The sequence below is a fragment of the Citrobacter sp. CK206 genome (assembly GCF_030333125.1).
Classification (GTDB): domain Bacteria; phylum Pseudomonadota; class Gammaproteobacteria; order Enterobacterales; family Enterobacteriaceae; genus Citrobacter_B; species Citrobacter_B koseri.
Map to the genome: position 1 here is coordinate 100,137 of NZ_JAOWGM010000030.1, position 21,964 is coordinate 122,100.

The following is a 21,964-nucleotide window of genomic DNA, read 5'->3' on the forward strand; positions in this document are numbered from 1 at the left end:
TTTCCTCAGCAAGAGACATTCAAAATGAAGAGGCGATTTTGTGACGCGCGTTGAGAAAACGAAGAAAACAACCATCTACGACCTGGCTGAGTTAACCGGGGTTTCCGCCAGCGCGGTGAGCGCAATTTTGAATGGCAACTGGAAGAAGCGACGCATTAGCGCAAAGCTGGCGGAGAAGGTGACCCGGATTGCTGAAGAGCAGGGATATGCGGTGAACCGACAGGCCAGCCTGCTTCGCAGTAAGAAATCGAATGTCATCGGGATGATTGTCCCGAAATACGACAACCGCTACTTTGGCTCCATTGCTGAAAAGTTTGAAGAGATGGCGCGTGCCAGGGGGCTGCTGCCCATCATTACCTGTACGCGGCGTCAACCGGATCTGGAGGTTGAAGCGGCGAGGGCGATGCTCTCCTGGCAGGTGGACTGGGTTATCGCCACCGGGGCGACGCACCCGGATAAGATCGCGCAGATGTGTCATCAGGCGGGTGTGCCCACGCTGAACCTCGATCTGCCCGGAACGCTGGCGCCGTCGATTATTTCGGATAACTATGCGGGGGCTAAAGCGCTGACGGAAAGCATTCTCGCCAGCAGCCAAAAGCGGTATGGCGTTTTGGCTCCGCTGACGTTTGTGGGGGGGCGAATCACCGACAATAACACCGCCGAACGTTTGCGCGGCTTCCTCGACGCGCATAAAGCGTGTGGATTGACGGTGCCGGAAACGCAGCAACTGGTTACGGGTTATTCTTCCGCAAGGGTGGAAGGGCTACTGAAATCGGTCTACCCGTCGCCTGATATTCCGCTGCCGGGGCTGTTTGTTAATTCGACAATTTCGCTCGAAGGGGTGGTGCGCTGGCTGGCGCAGAACGGGCAGACAGGAAGCCATCAGCCGCCAATGGGCTGTTTTGACTGGGACCCGTTTGTCTCTCTGCTGGGGCACGATATCGATATGGTGCGCCAGGATGTGCCAGCCATGCTGGACAAAGTGTTTGAGATTGTGGATTCCGGCGACACCACAATACGTCGTATTGAGATCCCGCCGGAATTGATCGCCAGCCAGAACATGGCGCGTTAGCGCGTCAGCAACCAGCGCGCGGTATGTTCATCGGTGACCAGGCCGTTGATCCAGCCGCCTTTCAGTGCGGCGAGGATAGCAGGGCGCTTATCTTCACCGCAGGCCGCCGCAATACGCGGACACTGGCTCTGGCGTATATCGTAGCTGGTGATGTAGCGGTTGATGAGGCTATCCACTACGTTGCCGTCTGCGTCAATAAAGCGGCCAAGTATTTCCCCCACGCCGCCGCGCGCGGTCAGTTCGTCCAGTTGCGCCTCATTGATAAAACCGTCTTTGAAGATAGGACTCTGTTTCCCCAGCGCGCCGATACCGACAAAAATGACCTCCGACGCTTCGGCGACGGCAGAGACGTTGCGAAACAGACGGCTGGTGCACCACATCTCGTATTCATCACAGGATTGCGCATAGCGTGGCGCGGGCCACTGGTAATATTTGCCCTGAATTTTACGCGCCAGCAACAGTGGGACGTCGTCGTAATAGTTACATTGTCCGTGTTCGTTCATGGCGCTGATCAACGCCACGCAGCGCGTATTGCGACTGTCGAAATCAATGCGTTTGATGGTTTTTTTCAGCGTCAACCCGGAACCAATGCCGACTACCGTCGGTTTGTCGCCCTGTAAGTAGCGGGCCATCAGTTGATAACAGCCAAAGGTTACGCTGTCGAGGGTGCTTTCGCTGCTGTAGGCGGGAACAATATTGCAGTTAATTAACTGATACTTTTCCTGCAAAAGCTGCGCGTAATCGAGGCAGTTCGCGACGGGATGGTGCAGACCAATCGAAACAATGCCTTCCTCTTTCGCCGCAGCGATAAGGCGTTGTACCACCGGTCTTGACGTCCCAAGCTGGCTGGCTATCTCACTTTGGTTTAAACCCGCAATGTAGTACATCCATGCGGCCCGGACTTTCTGATCCAGCCTGATGTCATCTTCTTTGCTCACGTTTCCCTACCTTAAGAGTGGCGTTGGGGGCGTTAATTTCCCTCAACCGATAAGGTCATTCTGGCGGGTGCTCAGGATTGAGGCAAGCTCTTTGCTCTTTTGTGGTCATTTGTAATTTTATAGAGCAATTGCTCTTTTGTGATCTACGGCTCTTATTTAATACAAATGATCGACTAAAGTGCAGGCATAACCTCACTGGAGAGCAGAACAATGAACGATCAATACACATGGCTTCATATTGGCTTAGGTTCTTTTCACCGCGCCCATCAGGCGTGGTATCTGCATCGTCTGATCGCTTCCGGCGATACGCGCTGGCACATTGCCGCCGGTAATATTCGCAATGACGCCGAGCACGTTGTGCAGGCGCTGGCGGCGCAAAACGGTCGTTATGTGCTGGAAACGGTCAGCCCGGAGGGCGAACGTGAGTACGAAGAGATCACGTCGATTCAGAAACTGCTGCCGTGGCAGGCGGATTTGCAGCCGCTGATTGCCGAAGGCGCCAGAGCGCAGACCAAAGTGATCGCCTTTACCGTGACGGAAGGGGGCTACTACCTGAACACCAGCCACAAGCTGGAAGTGAATAACCCCGATCTGGCGAGCGATCTCAACGGCGGCTGTAAAACGATTTACGGCGTCATTACCCGCATTCTGGAAGCGCGTATGGCCAATAACGCAGGGCCGCTGACGCTGCTCAACTGCGACAACGTGCGTCACAACGGTGAACGGTTCCACGATGGTCTGGTTGAGTTTTTACAACTGACCGGCAAACAGGCGGTGATTGACTGGCTTAGCGCCAATGCGACCTGCCCGAATACGATGGTGGACCGCATCACGCCGCGTCCGGCAGCCGATCTTCCGGCGCGTATCAAAGCGCAGACGGGCATTGATGATAAAGCGCCGGTAATGGGCGAAACCTTTATCCAGTGGGTGGTTGAAGATCGTTTCCGCGATGTGCGTCCTGCGCTGGAAAATGTCGGTGTGGAGCTGGTGACGTCTGTTATCCCGTATGAAGAGGCGAAAATCCGCATCCTCAACTCATCACATAGCTGCATTGCGTGGGCGGGTACGTTAATCGGCCAGCAGTATATTCATGAAAGCACTCTGACGGACTTTATCTACCAGATTGCCGACCGCTACGTGACGGAAGACGTGATCCCTTGCCTGGGAGATAACGGCATCGATCTCCCGACCTATCGTGATGTGGTGCTTAAGCGTTTTACCAACCCGCATATTCAGGATACCAACCAGCGCGTTGCCGCCGACGGATTCTCGAAAATCCCGGCGATGATTGCGCCGACGCTGCGCGAGTGCTATCAGCGCGGTGCGCGGCCGAACGCTACCGCTATGCTGCCCGCACTGTTTTACGTCTTCATGGAGCAGTGGCACAAGGGCACGCTGCCTTATGAATACCAGGACGGCATTTTGGATGCGCCAGCGGTACATGCCATGTTTGAATCCGCCGATCCAATCGCGGCGTATGCCAGTGATAAAGCGCTGTTTGGCGACCTGACGGAACGTGATGATTTCGCCGCGCTGCTGCGCGAGAAAATCGCCGCTGTTCACACGCTGATTAACTGAGAGGTGGCTATGTATCTGGGTATCGATCTCGGCACATCTGAAGTGAAGGCGCTGGTCATTGATGAAAATAATGACATTGTCGCCACCCATAGCGCGCCGCTGACGATTCAGCGGCCCCATCAACACTGGTCAGAGCAATCACCGGAAGCCTGGTGGGACGCGACGGAGTATCTGATGTCCACCCTGCGGGAGAAATGTGGTCATCACTGGCAGGCGATTAAGGCGATCGGTCTTTCCGGTCAGATGCATGGCGCGGTACTGCTTGACGCCGCCGGGAATACGATCCGCCCGGCGATTCTGTGGAATGACACCCGTAGCGCCCAGGAGTGTGCAGAGCTGGAAGAAATCGCCCCAGAGCTGCATCAGGTTGCCGGTAACCTGGCGATGCCGGGGTTTACCGCGCCGAAATTGCTGTGGGTGCGTCGCCATGAACCGCAGAATTTTGCCCGCATCGAAACGGTGCTGCTGCCGAAGGATTATCTGCGTTTCAAAATGACGGGTAAAAAAGTCTCCGACATGTCCGATTCAGCAGGGACGCTGTGGCTTGACGTCGAGAAGCGCGACTGGTCGGATGCGCTGCTGGAGAAATGCGGGCTGACGCGGGCCAATATGCCGGAGCTGGTGGAAGGCTGCGATATTTCTGCCACGCTCGATCCCGTCGTCGCGCAACGCTGGGGGTTAACCCCTTCGGTGGTGGTCGCCGGGGGCGGCGGAGACAACGCGGTCAGCGCTATTGGCGTTGGCGCGGTATCGCCCGGCGATGCGTTTATTTCACTGGGGACGTCCGGCGTGCTGTTTGTGGTGACGGACGCGTACCGTCCCGCGCCGCAATCCGCAGTACATGCTTTTTGCCATGTCCTGCCGAATCTATGGCACCAGATGAGCGTAATGCTCAGCGCCGCCAGCTGTCTGCAATGGTTCTGCCGCCTGGTAGGGACAACGGAAACGGAACTGCTGGAAGAAATCGCGCAGTTAAGCGATGCGGAAAAAGCCAGCGCGCCGATGTTCCTGCCGTACCTTTCCGGCGAACGCACGCCGCATAACGATCCTGACGCCCGGGGCATGTTCTGGGGGCTGACGCACTCCAGCCAGCGCGCGCTGATGGGGTATGCGGTGCTGGAAGGCGTCAGTTTCGGCATCGCTGACGGGCTTCGTGTTCTGCAAGAGAGCGGTACAAATATCGAACAATGTTCGCTGGTGGGCGGCGGCGCCCGAAGTCCGTTCTGGGCGCAACTGCTGGCAGATATTCTGGATATGCCCGTGGTGACGCACAAAGGCGGAGAAACCGGCGGCGCGCTGGGCGCGGCGCGACTGGCGTGCCTTGCGGCAGGTAAACCGTTGGCGTCCGTTTGCGAAAAACCGGAAGTCTACAAAACCTGGTATGGCGATCCGGTTCGCCACACGGCGCTGATGCAGCGTTATCAGCAGTTTAACGCACTGTACCGAAACGACCTGAACTATCGAAATCAATAATTTCTATAACAAAAGCCCTCCGGTGAATGTACCGGAGTGGCTCCCTGCACCCTAAAACGAGGTCAATATGTCGTTAACTAACAAACAATGGCTGGGATTACCCTTAAGTCTGGTCTGGGGGTATATCGCCATCGCCGTATTCATGACTGGTGATGGTTTCGAGCTGGCATTTTTGTCGCACTACATCAAAGCGCTGGGTTTTACCCCGGCGGAAGCCTCCTTTGCCTTTACGCTATATGGCCTGGCGGCGGCGCTGTCGGCTTGGGTATCCGGTGTAGTGGCGGAGATCATCACGCCGCAAAAAACCATGATGATCGGCTTTGTGCTGTGGTGCGTATTCCACGTATTGTTCCTCGTTTTTGGGCTGGGTCAGTCCAACTACGCCTTAATTCTGCTGTTTTACGGTATTCGCGGTCTGGCGTATCCGCTGTTCCTTTACGCGTTTATCGTCGCCATTGTGCATAACGTCCGCAGCGACAGCACCAGCGCCGCGCTGGGCTGGTTCTGGGCGGTCTACTCTATTGGGATCGGCGTTTTCGGCAGTTATATCCCGAGTTTTACCATTCCGCATATTGGCGAAATGGGCACCCTGTGGCTGGCGCTGGCGTTCTGTCTGACCGGCGGTGTTATCGCGCTGGTTTCGCTGCGTAAAATTGAAACGCCGCGCCATATGCAAAACCTCACCACCCGTGAAAAGTTCAGCGAACTGGGGCGTGCGGTCACGCTGATTTACACCAACCGTAGCATTATGTTGTCCAGTATCGTGCGTATTATCAATACGTTATCGCTGTTCGGTTTTGCGGTGGTCATGCCGATGATGTTTGTGGATGAACTGGGCTTCACCACCTCTGAATGGCTACAGGTATGGGCGGCGTTCTTCTTCACAACCATCTTCTCCAACGTCTTTTGGGGCGTACTGGCAGAGAAAATGGGCTGGATGAAGGTTGTCCGCTGGTTTGGCTGCATCGGGATGGCGCTCTCCAGCCTCGCGTTTTATTACATTCCGCAGCACTTTGGCCATAACTTCGCGATGGCGCTGGTTCCGGCAATCGCGCTGGGGATCTTCGTTGCCGCGTTTGTGCCGATGGCCGCCGTCTTTCCTGCGCTTGAGCCAAAACACAAAGGGGCCGCGATTTCGGTCTACAACCTGTCGGCTGGGCTTTCCAACTTCCTCGCCCCGGCGATCGCCGTGGTGTTGTTACCGCACTTCAGCACCATTGGCGTCGTGATTGCGTATACGTTGCTCTATATTGTGGCGTTTATTCTGTGTCCGTTCATTCGTGTTGAACAACCCGGATTCACGCGTCAGGAGGCATGTGAAGGCGAGACGGTCGGTATTTCTTAATGATGTCGGGCCCGGCTGCGCTGCCGGGCCTTTTTAAGGCGGCAAATGATGAAGAGTAAAGCGGTAATTTTCGACATGGATGGCGTCATCATTGACTCCGAAGGGCTGTGGCGTCAGGCGCAAAAAGACGCGCTGGCAGGCTGGGGAGTGACGGTTAATGACGAGGAGTGTGAAACGTTAACCAAAGGGAAGCGACTGGATGAGATTGCCCGCGTCTGGTGCGAATACTGCCCGTTGCAGACAGACCCCGGGGTGCTGGAGTCGGCCATTCGCAAACGCATTACCGGACTTATTGTAACGGAAGGCGAAGCGATGGACGGCGTCTACGCGGTATTGCATCATTTTCGCCACGGGGGGTATCGGATTGCGCTGGCTACGTCATCATCCCATCAGGTTATTGAGGCTGTTCTCTCTAAACTTAATCTCCGGGGGCATTTTGACGTCATTTGCAGCGCTGACGATGAACGCTACGGCAAACCGCACCCGGCGGTGTATCTCTCCGCGCTGAAAAAGCTGGGCCTGCCCGCCGCAGAGTGTCTGGTGATTGAAGACAGCCTGAGCGGTTTTCGCGCCGCGCAGGCCGCCGGAATTGATACCATCGTGGTGTCTGACGGCTGCCAACATCCCTGCTTTAGTGAGGCCATCGGGCGCTACACGTCAATGCCGCAACTCCTGGATACGCTGGCCCCGCCGGTTCGGGCCGCAGGGTAAATGACCCGTTTGTGAGCGCAGAGGTTCCGGGATGTCGCCGGTCTGATTATCCCTCTCTGCGCTTACTTTCTTTTTTCGTTAGCGCAGTAACGGGCAGTCTGGCGGCAAACGGCAACGCAGCGCGTTGGGAAGTATTTCAATATGAAATTCCTGACCGCTGAGCGGCTCGCCATCGAGGTTAAAGGTGATTTCATGCGGAGCCTGAATATCAAACCAGGCGGATGCGCCATCGACAATGTTGGGGTTCTCTTCCGGCTGCGTCAATGTGGAAAACAGCGCCGGAAGCAGCTCCTCCCCGGTGAAGATCCGCAGTTGCAGCAGCCCGTCATTAATGAGTGCGCCAGGGCAGAGCTGTTGTCCGCCACCGGCCTGACGACCATTACCAATGCCAATCACCAGCGCATCGCCCTGCCAGTGAAAATTCTCGCCGCGAATCTCACAGCGATCGGGCTTGAGGGTGTCCATGCGCATCAGCCCATGAATAAAGTAAGAGACGCCGCCCAGCGCGGCCTTGAGTTTTTCCGGTGTTTCGGTGGTGATGCGCGTCCCGAAACCCCCTGTCGCCATATTAATAAAGCAGGTTTTATCGTTGACCTGAGCGATATCGATCGCAACCTCGTTACCGGCAATCGCCAGTTTTAAGGCTTTATCCAGCGCTTCCGGGATGCCAGCGCTGGTGGCGAAGTCATTGGCCGTGCCCAGAGGCAAAATGCCAAGCGCGGGAACGTTGCCGCCCTGACACTGAATCAGCGCGGCGGAAACCTCATTGATGGTGCCGTCGCCGCCGCCCGCAATAACTGTCTCAACGCCAAGCTGTCGGGCTTCATCAACATAACGCTGGGCATCGCCTTTTTCCCAGGTAACCCGGACGTGAATTTCCACGCCCTCATCGCGAAGTAGCCCTATCGCGTCGCGCAGGGGCTGATTATCAGCGCCTTTGCCATTTAAAATCAGTAAGCTGGCGGGAAACGTAGCCATCCTTTGTTTGCCTCTGTCGTTAACCTGTTGAAAGTGTATAGCAGAAAAGGCGCGGAAAGGTCAGAACAGGCTGAAAATGAATCAGGAGCGTAAAGGAAAGGATAAAGACTCAGCCCAAAAAGCCCCGGAAACCGGGGCTTTTTGGGCTATTCGAGGATGAGTTGCTCGGGAGCGCAGTTATACAGTTTTGCTAATCTTTCGATGTTATCTTTACGTGGGCGTTCTGACTTCTCAAACTCTGAGACAGTCGCCTGTTTGATGCCCAGGGCTTCCGCAACCTGTTTTTGCGTCATCCCTCTGTAAATGCGCCATGCCGCTTGCATGGTGCAATTTCGCTCAGAAAGTATGCTGATCACTTCGTTGGGGTAACGAACATTATCAGATGCGCCTGATTCGTCTTGTACAGTGTCATACAGTTCATCAAGATCTCTGTCGCTAACTAACTTTTCGAAGAGGTCAATTGGCACAACAGCAGAGACTCTGCGGCCTCGACTGTCTGTAATAAATTGGATAGCGGCCATAAGATTACCTTTTTTACATTTACATGCTAATAGTTGTTGTCGGTTAATTAACAAATTGTTTACAGAGGGAAACGGGCGGGTTTCCCCGCCGTCTGTCAGTAGGTTGATGAGCTACGGCGTAATATGCGCTGAATTTCAACGATCAGCGGCTCTCCGTTTACAAATACGAAGAGAACTCGATAGCTTTTCACCCTTAATCTGTACTGCCCGTCTTGATCCGTGAGTTTTTTGATATCCAGAGAGCTAATGTCTGGGTATAACTGCATGGCGTTTACTTTCTCACGTACAGCTTTTTGATCATCAGCAGGTAGCTTTCGCAGATCCTTAACGGCTCTACCCGTCCAGAGTATCTGGGTCATAAAACATCCCCTGTAAAACAAATTGTTAAAGAGCACACCCTACATGGCAGGTCTTAAATATAGGGTTTTAACCCTATATTGTCAAATTATACCTCTATTTTTATAGGGGAAGGGCGCTGAGTGAACAAGGCGTGTGTGCCAAAAACACATGGATGTGAAACGAGAATGGAACAACTAAGATGTGGATACTGGAGGGAATGGCTCTTTTCCAGTGTGCAACGATGAGATAAAAAATAAGCCTGCGTAAGGGAGATTACGCAGGCTAAGGAGGTGGTTCCTGGTACAGCTAGCATTTATGGGTTATGTTTTTCAGCGCCTCGGATAATACCCGTAATGAACGAGGCGGTATGTGATCGATTTCTAAGAATCTTCCCATAATGAAAAAATAACGTGGATTAACTACTTAGCGTGTGGGTTCCGCGTGGATTCGCCGGAAAAATTACGCATTAACAACGCATAATTCAGATCCATATCCTGCGGCACCGGCATCCAGACGGTGTAGCCATCGCCAGGCGCCACCGGCATTGTTTCACCTTTGGCGTTTTCCATATGCTCCAGAGTGAAGTTGACGTTCCCCTGCGGCGTCATCAGCTCCAGGCTGTCGCCGATGGAGAATTTGTTCTTCACGGCAACGGCGGCAAGGGTGCCTTTACGCTCGCCGGTGAACTCACCCACGAACTGCTGACGTTCAGAAACAGAGTAACCGTACTCGTAATTCTGGTAGTCATCATGCGTGTGGCGACGCAGAAAGCCTTCGGTGTAACCGCGATGCGCCAGGCCTTCCAGCGTTTCCAGCAGTTGCGGATCAAACGGCTTGCCCGCAGCGGCATCGTCGATCGCTTTGCGATAAACCTGAGCGGTACGCGCACAGTAGTAGAAGGATTTGGTACGGCCTTCGATTTTCAGTGAGTGCACGCCCATTTTGGTCAGGCGTTCAACGTGAGCAATGGCGCGCAGATCTTTCGAGTTCATGATGTAGGTGCCGTGTTCATCTTCGAACGCGGTCATGTATTCGCCCGGACGCTGAGCTTCTTCGATCATAAACACTTTGTCGGTCGGTGCGCCGATACCCAGCGTCGGCTCGACGTTCTGTACCGGAATCGGTTCGTATTTATGGACGATGTTGCCCACGACGTCTTCTTTCCCTTCCTGCACGTTATATTCCCAACGGCAGGCGTTGGTGCAGGTTCCCTGGTTCGGATCGCGTTTGTTGATGTAGCCAGAGAGCAGGCAACGACCGGAGTAGGCCATGCACAGCGCGCCGTGTACGAAGATTTCGATCTCCATTTCCGGCACCTGTTGACGAATCTCTTCAATCTCTTCCAGCGACAGTTCGCGGGAAAGAATAACGCGGGTCAGCCCCATCTGGTTCCAGAACTTCACCGTTGCCCAGTTTACGGCGTTGGCCTGCACCGAAAGGTGAATCGGCATCTCCGGGAAGTTTTCACGTACCAGCATGATAAGCCCGGGATCGGACATGATCAGCGCATCCGGCCCCATTTCCACAACCGGTTTAAGATCGCGAATAAAGGTTTTCAGTTTCGCGTTATGCGGCGCAATGTTCACGACCACATAGAATTTTTTGCCAAGCGCGTGGGCTTCGTTAATGCCGAGCTGCAAATTCTCGTGGTTAAATTCGTTGTTGCGCACGCGCAGGGAGTAACGCGGCTGGCCCGCATACACGGCATCTGCGCCATAAGCGAAAGCGTAACGCATATTTTTCAGCGTTCCCGCCGGGGAAAGGAGTTCCGGTTTAAACATAATTTTCTCGTTCTGATGACAGGTCAGATCCGCTTCACTGAATGAGGCGGTTAGGGGAGTGCCCCTACGTTAAGGGCGGGCATTGTAGCGCTGTGGGGGAGGCAGGTAAAGAAAAACGCCGGATGGCGGCGTAGCGCCTTCTCTGGCCGACAACGCTCTTATTTGTCGGTCGGATCAGCGGAGCGTCATCCGGCTATTGCAGGCGTGACTTATGCAATCCGGCAGGTATCCGCTTCCCAGCGATACCCGACGCCGTATACCGCACGGATGAACGACTGTTCGGCGTCCAGCGATTCCAGCTTGCGGCGCAGGTTTTTGATGTGGCTGTCAATGGTGCGGTCCGTCACCACGCGATAATCATCGTAGAGATGATTAAGCAACTGCTCGCGGGAGAAGACTTTCCCCGGCTCGTGAGACAGCGTTTTCAACAGGCGAAACTCTGCGGGGGTCAGGTCGAGCATCTTGCCGCGCCAGGATGCCTGAAAACGGCCTTCATCGACAATCAGCGGGCTTTGCGCGTCCAGCTGTTGCAGCTCACGCTGCGGCTTGCAGCGGCGCAAAATCGTTTTCACGCGAGCGACCACCTCACGGGGGCTGTAAGGTTTGCAGATGTAATCATCGGCGCCAATCTCCAGCCCAAGCAGGCGGTCGATCTCTTCAATCTTTGCCGTGACCATCACGATGGGCACGTCAGAAAAACGGCGAATTTCCCGGCACAGCGTCAGGCCGTCCGTACCTGGCAGCATTAAGTCCAGCAGGATCAGGTCTGGCGGTGTTTGATGCACATACTGCAATACCTGATCGCCATGACTGATTAGCGTGGGGGCATAACTTGCGGCGCGCAGATAGTCGATCAGCAGTTGTCCCAGCTTGGGTTCATCTTCCACGATTAAAATACGCGGCGTGTTTTCATCAATGGGTAACTCAGTCATACATCTCTCTGTAAATCGCGTTCCAGCGGTAACTCTACTGTAATGCTAAGCCCGCCAAAAGGCGAATGGGACGCCCGGATACGACCATTATGCGCTTGTACGATATTGTCGCAAATCGCCAGTCCCAGACCGGACCCGCCGCTGGCGCGGTTGCGGGAGCCTTCTGTGCGGTAGAAACGTTCAAACAGTTTTTGTAACTGCTCATCGCGAACGCCGGGCGCGGAATCGGCGAACGTTAACAGCAGCATGTTGTCGCGCTGCTCGGCGGAAATGTGCAGGCTGCCGCCGCTGTCGGTGTAGCGCAGACTATTTTCCAGCAGATTATTGAATAACTGCATCAGACGATCCGGATCGCCGAATACCATCACGCTGTCAGGAAGGGAAAAGTGTAACGTCAGCCCACGGCTGGCGAAGCGCTCGCGAAACGCGCCGCCCGCCACCTCCAGCAGGGGAATCAGGTCCACCGATGTTTTCTGGTACGCCAGCGCGCCTTCATCGGACATAGAAAGCTGATGCAGATCGTCAACCAGCTTGGTGAGCGTGCCGACTTCAGCCTGGAGCGAGGCCACCGATTCGGGCGTAAACTGGCGGACTCCGTCCTGGATAGCCTCCAGCTCACCGCGCAATACCGCCAGCGGCGTGCGCAGTTCGTGGGAGATATCCGCCATAAAATCGCGGCGCATTTGCTGATTTTTTTCCAGCGTGCTGGCGAGCTGGTTAAAATCCTGCGCCAGTTTACCCAGTTCATCCGCGCTGGTCGGCGTTACGCGCGTCGTGAAGTCGCCTGCGGCCAGTTTGTGCGTGCCTTCCACCAGCCGCTTAACGGGCGCCAGCAACCCGCGCGCCAGCGGAAACGTCGCCAGCGCCGCCAGCAGAGTCGACAACGCCACGATCAGCCAGCTGGTACGGCGCTGTTGCTTATCAAAATTAATATCGGTATTGCGCGTCAGTCGCTCAACGGGAGAGGCAATCACCGCGCCAACCTCCACACCGTTTACGTGAATAGCCCGGCGGGTGCCATCACGCGGGACTGGCGCTCGCGGGCCGACCAGCACATTGGCGTGTTGATCGACGACCCAAAATTGGGTTCGCCAGCCATGCGGCGGCATCCCGGGGCCGGGTTTGTTATCGTCGTTGTCATGCTCAAAAGAGCGCAGGATCTGGAAAACGAAGCGATCGTTATTGCGTAAAAAACGCCAGTTGCCGTGCAGCGAGTACTGCTCGCCCAGCGCGTCGCCGAGCATCTGCAACCGCTGTTCGTTGCCATGTTTGATGTAGTCGATAAACCCACGCTCAAAGCTGATGCGTACGGCCCAGTGCATGCTGATCAGCAAGACAATGCAGGTGGCGAAAATCGCCAGAAACAATTTGCCGGTAATACCGGGCCGCCAGAACTTCATTGCGTGCTCCTTTTGCGTCGTGAAATGACGGCGTTTTTATGCGTGTCGTTCGGCACCCGGGCGAAGATGAGTGCGGGCAGCGCGATAATCAGGGCCATGCACAGCCAGGTATACATAAACACCGTGTGGCTCGCGCCGCTGTCGGCCGCGATATGTTGTTGACCAAACATGCCCAGCAGCAGCCCGGCGATGGTCACGCCAATACTCATCGACAGCTGCATGATCATGGACAGCAAGCTGTTGCCGCTGCTGGCGAGTTCATCGGGCAGATCTTTGAGCGTTAAGGTGTTCATGGATGAAAAACGGGTGGAGTTGACCATGCCTTGCAGGAACAGCACAAAGGGCAGGGCGTAATACCAGCCAAGCATCGCAACGCTCATAAACAGCAGGCTGACCAGCGACAGACCGAGGGTGGTGGCGACCAGTACGCGACGATAGCCAAAGCGGTTTACCACCTGTACGACGATACGTTTCATTCCCATGCTGCCGAGTACCATCGGGATCATCATCAACCCGGCATGAAACGGCGAGAACCCCAGACCAATCTGCAAAAAGACCGGCGTCATGAAGGGCAGCATGCCGCTCCCGACGCGCCCGGCGAAGCTACCAGACAGGCCCAGCGAGAAGGTGTGGGTGCGAAACAGCGCCAGACTAAACAGCGCGCGCGGATTGTTTTTGGCGTGTTTCAGGTAGAGCGCAATCGCCAGGATGCCGCACAACACCAGTGCGCCCAGTGAGAGAGGCGAGAGCCCCGTGCCTTTGCTGCCGTCCAGCGCCATCGTCAGTACCGCCATGCCGACGGCCAGCAGGAGGAACCCTGAAAGATCGAAGCGCCGGGTTTGCATGGTGTAGTTCGGCATCAGCATGAGCGTCGCAATCGCCCCGACAATGCCGACCGGAATGTTAATCAGGAAAATCCAGTGCCAGGAGGCGTACTCGACCAGAATGCCGCCCAGCGCCGGGCCGAGCAGCGGCCCGACCTGACCGGGCAGCGTGACGAACGTCATTGCCGCCATATATTGTTCGCGCGGAACGATCTTCATGACCGTCAGTCTGCCGACCGGCACCATCATGGCGCCGCCCACGCCCTGTAAAACGCGCGCCAGCACCAGTTCATTCAGCGTGCTGGACCAGGCGCAAAATAGCGATCCCAACGTAAACAGCACAATGGCGGTAAAGAAGATATTACGCACGCCGACTTTATCTGCCAGCCAGCCGCTGGCAGGCAGCATTACCGCCACGGTCAGTACATAGGAAACCACGACCATGTGCATATGCAGCGGGCTTTCCCCCAGACTGAGCGCCATAGAGGGAAGCGCGGTGTTGACGATTGTGGTATCCAGCGATTGCATAAAAAAGCCGAATGCCACAATCCAGAGTTGCCAGCGTGTGCTGTCAGGAAGTTCTGTCATGGCTCTGTTATGGATTCCGGTTGGCTATTATTACGTGAAAAACGCAGCCGCAGACGGTCGAAAAAGAGATAGACCACCGGGGTGGTATAGAGCGTCAGCAGCTGGCTCATCACCAGTCCGCCCACGATCGTAATCCCTAATGGTTGACGTAACTCTGAACCATCGCCCCCGGAGATAACCAGCGGCAGCGCGCCAAACAGCGCCGCCAGCGTGGTCATCATGATTGGGCGAAAACGCAGCAGACAGGCCTGGAAAATCGCCTGTTCCGGCGTCAGGTTGCCGTTTCTCTGTGCCTCAAGCGCAAAATCGACCATCATGATGGCGTTTTTCTTCACAATGCCAATTAATAGCATGATCCCGATGAGCGCGATTAGGCTGAACGGGGCATTGAACAGCTCCAGCGCCAGTAGCGCCCCCACGCCTGCGGAGGGGAGGGTAGAGAGGATGGTCAGCGGATGAACATAACTTTCATACAATATCCCCAACACAATATAGACCGTCGCGATCGCCGCCAGGATCAGAATCACCTGCGAATTCATCGTCTCCTGGAAAACCTGTGCCGTGCCGGCGAAACTGCCGCGCACCGTTGACGGTACGCCAAGCTGTGTCATCGCCCGGTTGATGGCTTCCGTCGCTTCGGACAGCGACGTGCCCGTAGGCAGGTTAAACGCGATAGTCGAGGCGGCGGACAACCCCTGGTGATTCACTGACAGCGGCGCATTGGCGGGCTGCCATTTTGCAAAATAAGAGAGCGGAATCGCCTTCCCGTCGCTGTTAATGACGAACATCTTCTCCAGCGCGCTGATGTCCTGGGTATAGCGTGAGTCAACCTCCATCACAACCTTATACTGGTTCATCGGCTGATAGATGGTGGAAATTTGCCGTTGACCGAAGGCATTATTCAGCAGACTGTTGGCGGCCTGCACGTCGATCCCCAGCCGGGACATGGTTTCGCGGTCGTAAATCAGGTTCATCTCCGCGCCGTTATCTTGCTGGTCGGAGTTAACGTCCGCCAGTTGGGGGAGCGCCGCCAGCGCTTTACGGATTTTCGGCTCCCATTCCCGCAGCGCGCTTAAATCATCAGACAGCAGGGCATACTGGTAGCTGGCGTTAGCCTGCCGCCCGCCGACGCGGATATCCTGCACCGCCATCAGAAACAGGTTTGCGCCCGGCTCTTTTGCCAGCGCGACCCGCAGCCGGTCGATAACCTGCTGCGCCGTTTCATGGCGCTCGCCGCGTGATTTCAGCGTAATAAACATCATCCCGCTGTTGACCCGCGAACCGCCGGTGAAGCCGGTCACGTTGTCGACCGCCGGATCGTCGCGAATGATCTTCATAAAGTCCTGAAGTTTGCCGCGCATCGCCTGAAACGAAATACTCTGGTCAGCCTGAATGCCGCCCATCAGTACGCCTGTATCCTGTTCGGGGAAGAAGGTTTTGGGGATGGAAATATAGAGCCAGATATTCAGCGCAATGGTGCCCAACAAGACGACGCCCACCAGCCGCGTATGGTTTAGCACCCATTTCAGCGATGTGCCGTACCCCTGTTGCAGGCCAGTCAGCAGACGGCCAAAGCCGCGGCTTCGCGTCTGCTCGCGAGGCTTGCTGGACTTCAGCATCCAGCCGCACATCATGGGGGTTAGCGTGAGCGAGACGAGCAGCGAGATGCCGATCGCCACCGAAAGGGTGACGGCAAACTCGCGTAATAATCTTCCGGGCAATCCCCCCATCAGCAAGAGCGGCAGGAATACCGCCACCAGGGAGAGGCTCATGGAGAGCACCGTAAAGCCAACTTCACGCGTTCCCTGAAGCGCCGCCTGCAAGGGCTTCATGCCGGCTTCAAGATGGCGGGAGATATTTTCCAGCACCACAATGGCGTCATCGACGACAAACCCGGTGGCGATAGTCAGCGCCATCAGCGACAGGTTGTTCAGGCTAAAACCGCACAGGTACATTGCGGCGAAGGTGCCAATCAGCGACACGGGAACCGCAACGGCAGGAATCAACGTTGCGCGCCCGGAGCGCAGAAATAAAAAGACCACCAGAATGACCAGCGCGACGGAAATAACCAGCGTCTGCTCCACTTCCTCCAGCGAGGCGCGAATCGTCGGGGAACGATCCTGAGCGATTTGCAGGTCAATTGAGGCGGGAATCAGCGTTTGTAATTCCGGGAGCTTCTCGCGAATGCTGTCTACCGTCTGGATGATATTGGCTTCCGGCAGCTTGCGAATCATCAGCAAAATCGCCGGTTTGGCGTTGGTCATCCCGGCGTTACGCACATCCTGTACCGAGTCAGTTACCGTGGCGACATCGCCCAGACGCACGGCGGCGCCGTTGTTGTAGTGGATAATCAACGGCTGGTATTCCGTCGCCGTTTTCAGTTCATCATTTGTCTGAACCTGCCAGCGATGAGTCTTGTCGTCGATCGCGCCCTGCGGCTTACGCACGTTGGCATTGCTGATGGCGCTGCGCACGTCATCCAGCGATACGCCCTGATTAAACAACGCCTGCGGGTTAAGCCCCACGCGCACGGCGGGCAGCGAACTGCCGCCGACATCCACATCGCCGACGCCGTCAATTTGCGCGATTGTCTGCGCCAGCTGCGTTGAGGCGAAGTCATACAGCTCTCCCTGCGACCAGGTGTCCGATGTGAGCGTCAGAATCATAATCGGCGCGTCGGACGGGTTGGCTTTACGGTAGGTCGGGCGGCTGGGCATCCCGCTGGGCAGCAGACTCTGTGCGGCATTAATTGCCGCCTGTACGTCACGCGCCGCGCCGTTGATATCGCGGTCAAAGTTAAACTGAAGAATAATTCGCGTGCTGCCCAACGAGCTGCTGGAGGTCATCTCACTGACCCCCGCGATGCGTCCGAGCGAACGCTCCAGCGGCGTGGCGACCGACGACGCCATGGTTTCCGGCGAAGCGCCCGGAAGCGATGCGCTCACCATAATGACCGGAAAATCCACCTGTGGCAGCGGGGCGACCGGCAATAACCGGAAACCCAGCACGCCGCAGAGCGTAATGGCGATGGAGATTAAAATGGTCGCCACCGGGCGGTAAATGAAAAGGGCGAAAAATTTCATTTACGCCTCCTCTTCCTGGCGGGGGAAGCGGCTTTTCACATACAGCGACAGGCGGTCGAACAGCAGATAGATGACGGGCGTGGTGAACAGGGTTAAGACCTGGCTGACCAGCAGGCCGCCTACCATGCCAATCCCTAACGGGCGGCGTAATTCCGCGCCTGTGCCGGTACTTAACATCAATGGCAGCGCGCCTAACAGTGCCGCCAGCGTGGTCATCAGAATCGGGCGAAAACGCAGCAGACAGGCCTGGAAAATCGCATCACGCGGCGCCATTCCCTGCTCGCGCTCGGCGGCCAGGGCGAAGTCGATCATCATGATGGCGTTCTTCTTCACAATACCGATCAACAAAATGATCCCGATGATGGCAATCACGTCCAGTTCACTACCGGCAATCATGAGCGCCAGCAGCGCCCCGACGCCCGCCGTCGGCAGGGTGGAGAGGATCGTGATTGGGTGGATAAAGCTTTCGTACAGCACGCCAAGCACGATATACATCGCCACCACTGCCGCCACGATCAGCCAGACGGTGCTGCCGAGCGCGGCCTGGAAGGCCAGCGTGCTGCCCTGAAACTGGGTGGTGATATCGACTGGCAGGTTGACCGTTTTCTCCGTGTCCAGAATGGCCTGTACCGCATCGCCGAGCGAATAATTATCCGGCACGTTAAACGAGAAGGTCGTTACCGGGAACTGATCCAGGTGATTAATGGAAAGCGGCGCGAAACGCTGCTCGATTTTGGCGATGGCGCTAAGCGGCACAATCCCGCCGTCGCTGCTGGTCAGACGGATGGTGTCCATTGCCGCCAGCCCCGGCGTGGTGTCGGTGTTATGTTCCAGCACGACGCGATATTGATTCGCCTGGGTGTAGATGGTCGAAATCAGGCGCTGGCCAAAGGCGTTATACAGGGCGTTATCGACATCCGCCATGCTGATGCCAAGACGGCTGGCGCTGTCGCGGTCAACGTTCACATACGCCACCAGACCTTTGTCCTGCCAGTCGCTGCTGACGTCAGAAAGCTGCGGAAGCTGCTGGAGTTTTTCCATCAGTTGCGGCACCCAGGTGCTGAGCGCATCCAGTGAGGTGGCCTGTAGCGTAAACTGGTACTGCGTGCGGCTCACCTGAGTATCAATGGTGAGATCCTGCGTTGGCTGGAGGTAGAGATCGACGCCGGGCACTTTCGCCACGGCGTGTTGCAGGCGGGCGATGACTTTCTGTACCCGATCGTCACGTTCATTCAGCGGTTTAAGGTTAATTTGCAGACGCGCGCTGTTCAGCGCCGGGTTGGTGCCATCAACGCCGACAAAGGCGGTCAGGCTTTCTACCGCCGGGTCTTTTAAAATCACATCAGACACCTGGCGCTGGCGCTGGGCCATACTGGCGAACGAGCTGGATTGCGGAGCCTGCAATGTGCCCTGAATAATGCCGTTATCCTGCACCGGGAAGAATCCTTTCGGGATAAAGACCCACAGCATGATGCTGAGAAGCAGGGTGCCGAGCGCCACGCTCAGCGTCAGCCACGGATGGTTGAGCACTTTTGCCAGCCACTGACCGTATTTCTCAATGACGCGATCAAACATTTTTTCCGCCGCGCGGGAGAAGCGGTTTTGCTTGCGCAGCGACGCCTGGCTGAGCATCCGGGCGCACATCATGGGCGTCAGGGTCAGCGACACGACGGCGGAGATCAGGATCGCTACCGCCAGCGTGACCGCAAATTCGCGGAACAAACGCCCGACGATATCGCCCATGAATAACAGCGGGATCAGTACCGCAATCAGCGAGAAGGTTAATGAAATAATGGTAAAGCCGATTTCGCCAGCGCCTTTAAGCGCCGCCGCCAGCGGTTTTTCCCCTTTTTCGATGTAACGCGAAATGTTCTCAATCACCACAATCGCGTCGTCCACGACGAAGCCGGTGGCGATGGTCAGCGCCATTAGCGTCAGGTTATTGATCGAGAAATCGAGAAAGACCATTACCGCAAAAGTGCCGATCAGCGATAACGGCACGGCGACGCCCGGAATGATTGTGGCGGGGACATTACGCAGGAACAGGTAGATGATCATCACCACCAGCGCAATCGCCAGCATCAGTTCGAACTGGGTGTCGGTAACGGAAGCGCGAATGTTGGTGGTGCGATCCGACAGCACGGTGACATTGACCGATTTCGGCAGGCTTTCCGTAAGCTGCGGCAGCATCTGACGAATGCTGTCCGCCGTGGAGATAATGTTGGCGCCGGGCTGGCGCTGCACATTCATCACAATGGCCTGTTCTTTATTGGCCCACGCGCCGAGCCAGCTGTTTTCCGCGCCTTGTTCGACCGTTGCCACATCGCCCAGACGTACCGGCGCGCCGTTCTGCCAGGCGATGATTAACTGGCGATACTCATCGACAGACTGCATCTGATCGTTAGCAGAGAGCGTGACCGCGCGAGTTGGGCCATCAAGGCTCCCTTTCGCCGAGTTGACGTTAGCGCTGGTGATGGCGGCGCGAACCGTTTCGCTGGTAAGCCCCAGCGCGGCAATCGCCTGCGCATTCAGCTTCACACGCACGGCCGGGCGTTGGCCGCCGGACAGCGTGACCAGCCCTACGCCGGAAACCTGGGAAATTTTCTGCGCCACCCGGGTTTCCACCATATCTTCCACCTGCGTCATGGGCATAGCGGTTGAGGTGACGGCCAGCGTCATGATCGGTGGATCTGCCGGGTTAACTTTGCTGTATACCGGCGGGTTAGGCAGATCGCTCGGCAGCAGGTTTGTGGCCGCGTTAATGGCGGCCTGTACTTCCTGCTCGGCGACATCCAGCGGCAGAGTCAGCTGGAACTGCAACGTTACAACCGATGCGCCGCCGGAACTTTGCGACGACATCTGTTTCAGGCCGGACATTTGCCCGAACTGGCGTTCAAGCGGCGCGGTGACGGCAGAGGTCATCACATCCGGGCTGGCGCCGGGGTAGAGCGTTACCACCTGAATGGTGGGGTAGTCCACCTCCGGCAACGCGGCGACGGGCAGGAAGCGGTAACCGATAATCCCGGCGAGTAAAATCGCCACCATCAGCAGCGTGGTCGCGACAGGGCGCATAATAAACAGGCGCGACGGGCCGCCTGTGCTGCTCGGAGGTAACACCTGCATCAGGAGCGCACTCCTTTCTTACCGTATTCCCGATTCGTGGCTTTATCTTCTTTCGCCGCAGGCGCTTGCGCTTCCACCACTTCGACTTTCGCCCCATCCGTCAGACGATCGATCCCGTCCGTCACTACGCGATCGCCTGCCGACAGCCCGGCGCTGATTACCACTTTCTGACTGTCCTGAATACCCGGTTTAACCAGATGCTTGCTGACTTTGTTCTCATCGTTTAGTACCCAGACAAAGTGGCCTTCGTTACCCATTTGCACGGCCGCTGTCGGTATCACCACCGCGTTTTGCTGCGTATCGACCAGCATGCGGGCGTTAACAAACTGGTTAGGGAACAGCGCGTCATCCTGGTTGTTAAAACGGGCTTTGATTTTGATGGTGCCGGTCGTGGCGTCGATTTGGTTGTCCAGGCTGAGCAGTACGCCGTCGCTTAATTTCTGTGAGTTAGTGCGATCCCAGGCTTCAACGGTCAATGTTTTACCCGTTTTTTGCGCCTGTACGACGGTGGCGATATCGCTTTCCGGCAAGGTAAAAATAAGATCGATTGGGTGTGTCTGGGTGATAACGACAATGCCTGTGGTATCGCCGCTGGAAATTTGATTACCGACATCCACCTGTTTTAACCCCACGCGACCCTCTACCGGTGCGGTGATGCGGCTCCAGTCAAGCTGCAACTGCGCGCTGGCGACGCTGGCTTCATCGGCCTTAATGGTGCCTTCTGTTTCGCTGACCAGCGCCTGTTGCGCGTCCAGCTCTTGGCGGGAGACAAGGTTGGTTTTCACCAGCTGTTGATAGCGTGCTAAATCGCGACGGGCATTCGCCAGCGTGGCTTTGTCTTTCGCGAGCTGCCCCTGCGCTTGCGCTAAGGCGACTTTAAACTGGCTGGGATCGATTTCCGCCAGCAGATCACCCGCTTTGACCTGTTGTCCTTCCTGGAAGTGCAGCGCCATCAGTTGACCATCCACGCGGCTGCGTACCGTGACGGTATTGGCGGCAGCGATCGTGCCCAGCCCGGTCAGATAGCGTGGTACGGCTTGTTCCGTTGCGGTGGCCGCCTGAACCGGCGCCAGCGGGCCGGAACGCATGCCGCGACGTCCTGCGCCAGCCTGACGTTGCGCATGTTCGTTAGCGCCCGGCGCATTCCCCTGGGTTTCGCTGCGACTATGCCAGAACCCGTACACGGCAATGGCCGCCACAACGACCACGATTGCTATCACCCAGCGGGATTTTTTACTGCCTTTCATCGTTATAAGTTTCTCATCCTGAAACGTTTCG

The 21,964-nt window shown here is 56.4% G+C and carries 16 protein-coding genes; 5 read left to right on the forward strand and 11 right to left on the reverse strand.

The annotated features are described in order from the left end of the window. Window positions 1-40 precede the first annotated feature (40 nt). On the forward strand, window positions 41-1,072 hold the full coding sequence (locus tag OGX81_RS17710; protein ID WP_104868460.1) for a LacI family DNA-binding transcriptional regulator: 1,032 nt from the start codon (window positions 41-43) through the stop codon (window positions 1,070-1,072). Here the strand turns inward: OGX81_RS17710 and OGX81_RS17715 are convergent. Then, complete coding sequence (locus OGX81_RS17715) at window positions 1,069-2,010, reverse strand: sugar-binding transcriptional regulator (protein WP_012131669.1); 942 nt, start codon at window positions 2,008-2,010, stop codon at window positions 1,069-1,071. The two genes, OGX81_RS17710 and OGX81_RS17715, sit on opposite strands and share 4 nt — an antisense overlap. Window positions 2,011-2,220: 210 nt before the next feature. Here OGX81_RS17715 and dalD point away from each other — a divergent pair, with 210 nt between their 5' ends. The 4 genes from dalD (at window position 2,221) to OGX81_RS17735 (ending at window position 7,117) form a co-directional block, all read left to right on the forward strand. Next, a complete protein-coding gene (gene dalD / locus OGX81_RS17720) occupies window positions 2,221-3,588 on the forward strand; it encodes a D-arabinitol 4-dehydrogenase (RefSeq protein WP_047462567.1) in 1,368 nt (455 codons plus the stop codon). A 9-nt stretch (window positions 3,589-3,597) separates the two neighbouring features. Continuing rightward, a complete protein-coding gene (xylB, locus tag OGX81_RS17725) occupies window positions 3,598-5,061 on the forward strand; it encodes a xylulokinase (protein ID WP_012131671.1) in 1,464 nt (487 codons plus the stop codon). A 67-nt stretch (window positions 5,062-5,128) separates the two neighbouring features. Beyond that, window positions 5,129-6,406 (forward strand): RbtT/DalT/CsbX family MFS transporter, encoded by a 1,278-nt coding sequence (locus OGX81_RS17730; protein WP_104868461.1) that lies wholly within the window; start codon window positions 5,129-5,131, stop codon window positions 6,404-6,406. Window positions 6,407-6,454: 48 nt separating this feature from the next. Next, entirely contained in the window at window positions 6,455-7,117 is a 663-nt protein-coding gene (locus tag OGX81_RS17735) for an HAD family hydrolase (RefSeq protein ID WP_104868462.1), read from the forward strand. Between the two features lie 78 nt (window positions 7,118-7,195). Here OGX81_RS17735 and yegS read toward each other — a convergent pair whose 3' ends face one another. The 10 genes from yegS to OGX81_RS17785 all read right to left on the reverse strand — a co-directional run bounded on the left by yegS (window position 7,196) and on the right by OGX81_RS17785 (window position 21,933). Beyond that, complete coding sequence (yegS, locus tag OGX81_RS17740) at window positions 7,196-8,095, reverse strand: lipid kinase YegS (protein ID WP_104868463.1); 900 nt, start codon at window positions 8,093-8,095, stop codon at window positions 7,196-7,198. Window positions 8,096-8,241: 146 nt separating this feature from the next. After that, window positions 8,242-8,616, reverse strand: a complete 375-nt coding sequence (locus OGX81_RS17745; RefSeq protein ID WP_012131676.1) for a helix-turn-helix domain-containing protein — start codon at window positions 8,614-8,616, stop codon at window positions 8,242-8,244. Window positions 8,617-8,711: 95 nt separating this feature from the next. Further along, entirely contained in the window at window positions 8,712-8,975 is a 264-nt protein-coding gene (locus OGX81_RS17750) for a type II toxin-antitoxin system RelE family toxin (RefSeq protein WP_012131677.1), read from the reverse strand. 399 nt (window positions 8,976-9,374) lie between these two features. Further along, window positions 9,375-10,736 carry a prephenate-dependent tRNA uridine(34) hydroxylase TrhP gene (trhP, locus tag OGX81_RS17755; RefSeq protein WP_104868464.1) on the reverse strand — a complete coding sequence of 454 codons (1,362 nt, stop codon included), beginning with the start codon at window positions 10,734-10,736 and terminating at the stop codon, window positions 9,375-9,377. 209 nt (window positions 10,737-10,945) lie between these two features. Further along, the gene (gene baeR / locus OGX81_RS17760) at window positions 10,946-11,668 is read right to left on the reverse strand and encodes an envelope stress response regulator BaeR (protein ID WP_012131679.1); all 723 of its coding nucleotides are present in this window, start codon (window positions 11,666-11,668) and stop codon (window positions 10,946-10,948) included. Continuing rightward, complete coding sequence (gene baeS / locus OGX81_RS17765; RefSeq protein WP_047462573.1) at window positions 11,665-13,068, reverse strand: envelope stress sensor histidine kinase BaeS; 1,404 nt, start codon at window positions 13,066-13,068, stop codon at window positions 11,665-11,667. The genes baeR and baeS overlap by 4 nt, the downstream gene beginning before the upstream one ends. Continuing rightward, complete coding sequence (locus tag OGX81_RS17770; RefSeq protein WP_012131681.1) at window positions 13,065-14,480, reverse strand: MFS transporter; 1,416 nt, start codon at window positions 14,478-14,480, stop codon at window positions 13,065-13,067. Before OGX81_RS17770 ends, baeS begins: the two co-directional genes overlap by 4 nt. Then, window positions 14,477-17,563, reverse strand: coding sequence for a multidrug efflux RND transporter permease subunit MdtC (gene mdtC, locus OGX81_RS17775; RefSeq protein WP_012131682.1), 3,087 nt, complete (start codon window positions 17,561-17,563; stop codon window positions 14,477-14,479). The genes OGX81_RS17770 and mdtC overlap by 4 nt, the downstream gene beginning before the upstream one ends. Further along, window positions 17,564-20,686 (reverse strand): multidrug efflux RND transporter permease subunit MdtB, encoded by a 3,123-nt coding sequence (mdtB, locus tag OGX81_RS17780; RefSeq protein ID WP_012131683.1) that lies wholly within the window; start codon window positions 20,684-20,686, stop codon window positions 17,564-17,566. It abuts the gene before it with no gap. Then, window positions 20,686-21,933, reverse strand: coding sequence for an MdtA/MuxA family multidrug efflux RND transporter periplasmic adaptor subunit (locus OGX81_RS17785; RefSeq protein ID WP_047462585.1), 1,248 nt, complete (start codon window positions 21,931-21,933; stop codon window positions 20,686-20,688). Before OGX81_RS17785 ends, mdtB begins: the two co-directional genes overlap by 1 nt. Window positions 21,934-21,964: the final 31 nt, after the last annotated feature.

Bases quoted from the DNA above. Each gene is read 5' to 3' on its own strand.
- yegS (WP_104868463.1), bottom strand. From the start codon at position 8,095: ATGGCTACGTTTCCCGCCAGCTTACTGATTTTAAATGGCAAAGGCGCT.
- OGX81_RS17750 (WP_012131677.1), bottom strand. From the start codon at position 8,975: ATGACCCAGATACTCTGGACGGGTAGAGCCGTTAAGGATCTGCGAAAG.
- trhP (WP_104868464.1), bottom strand. From the start codon at position 10,736: ATGTTTAAACCGGAACTCCTTTCCCCGGCGGGAACGCTGAAAAATATG.
- baeR (WP_012131679.1), bottom strand. From the start codon at position 11,668: ATGACTGAGTTACCCATTGATGAAAACACGCCGCGTATTTTAATCGTG.
- OGX81_RS17745 (WP_012131676.1), bottom strand. From the start codon at position 8,616: ATGGCCGCTATCCAATTTATTACAGACAGTCGAGGCCGCAGAGTCTCT.
- OGX81_RS17735 (WP_104868462.1), top strand. From the start codon at position 6,455: ATGAAGAGTAAAGCGGTAATTTTCGACATGGATGGCGTCATCATTGAC.
- mdtC (WP_012131682.1), bottom strand. From the start codon at position 17,563: ATGAAATTTTTCGCCCTTTTCATTTACCGCCCGGTGGCGACCATTTTA.
- OGX81_RS17730 (WP_104868461.1), top strand. From the start codon at position 5,129: ATGTCGTTAACTAACAAACAATGGCTGGGATTACCCTTAAGTCTGGTC.
- baeS (WP_047462573.1), bottom strand. From the start codon at position 13,068: ATGAAGTTCTGGCGGCCCGGTATTACCGGCAAATTGTTTCTGGCGATT.
- OGX81_RS17770 (WP_012131681.1), bottom strand. From the start codon at position 14,480: ATGACAGAACTTCCTGACAGCACACGCTGGCAACTCTGGATTGTGGCA.
- dalD (WP_047462567.1), top strand. From the start codon at position 2,221: ATGAACGATCAATACACATGGCTTCATATTGGCTTAGGTTCTTTTCAC.
- mdtB (WP_012131683.1), bottom strand. From the start codon at position 20,686: ATGCAGGTGTTACCTCCGAGCAGCACAGGCGGCCCGTCGCGCCTGTTT.
- OGX81_RS17785 (WP_047462585.1), bottom strand. From the start codon at position 21,933: ATGAAAGGCAGTAAAAAATCCCGCTGGGTGATAGCAATCGTGGTCGTT.
- xylB (WP_012131671.1), top strand. From the start codon at position 3,598: ATGTATCTGGGTATCGATCTCGGCACATCTGAAGTGAAGGCGCTGGTC.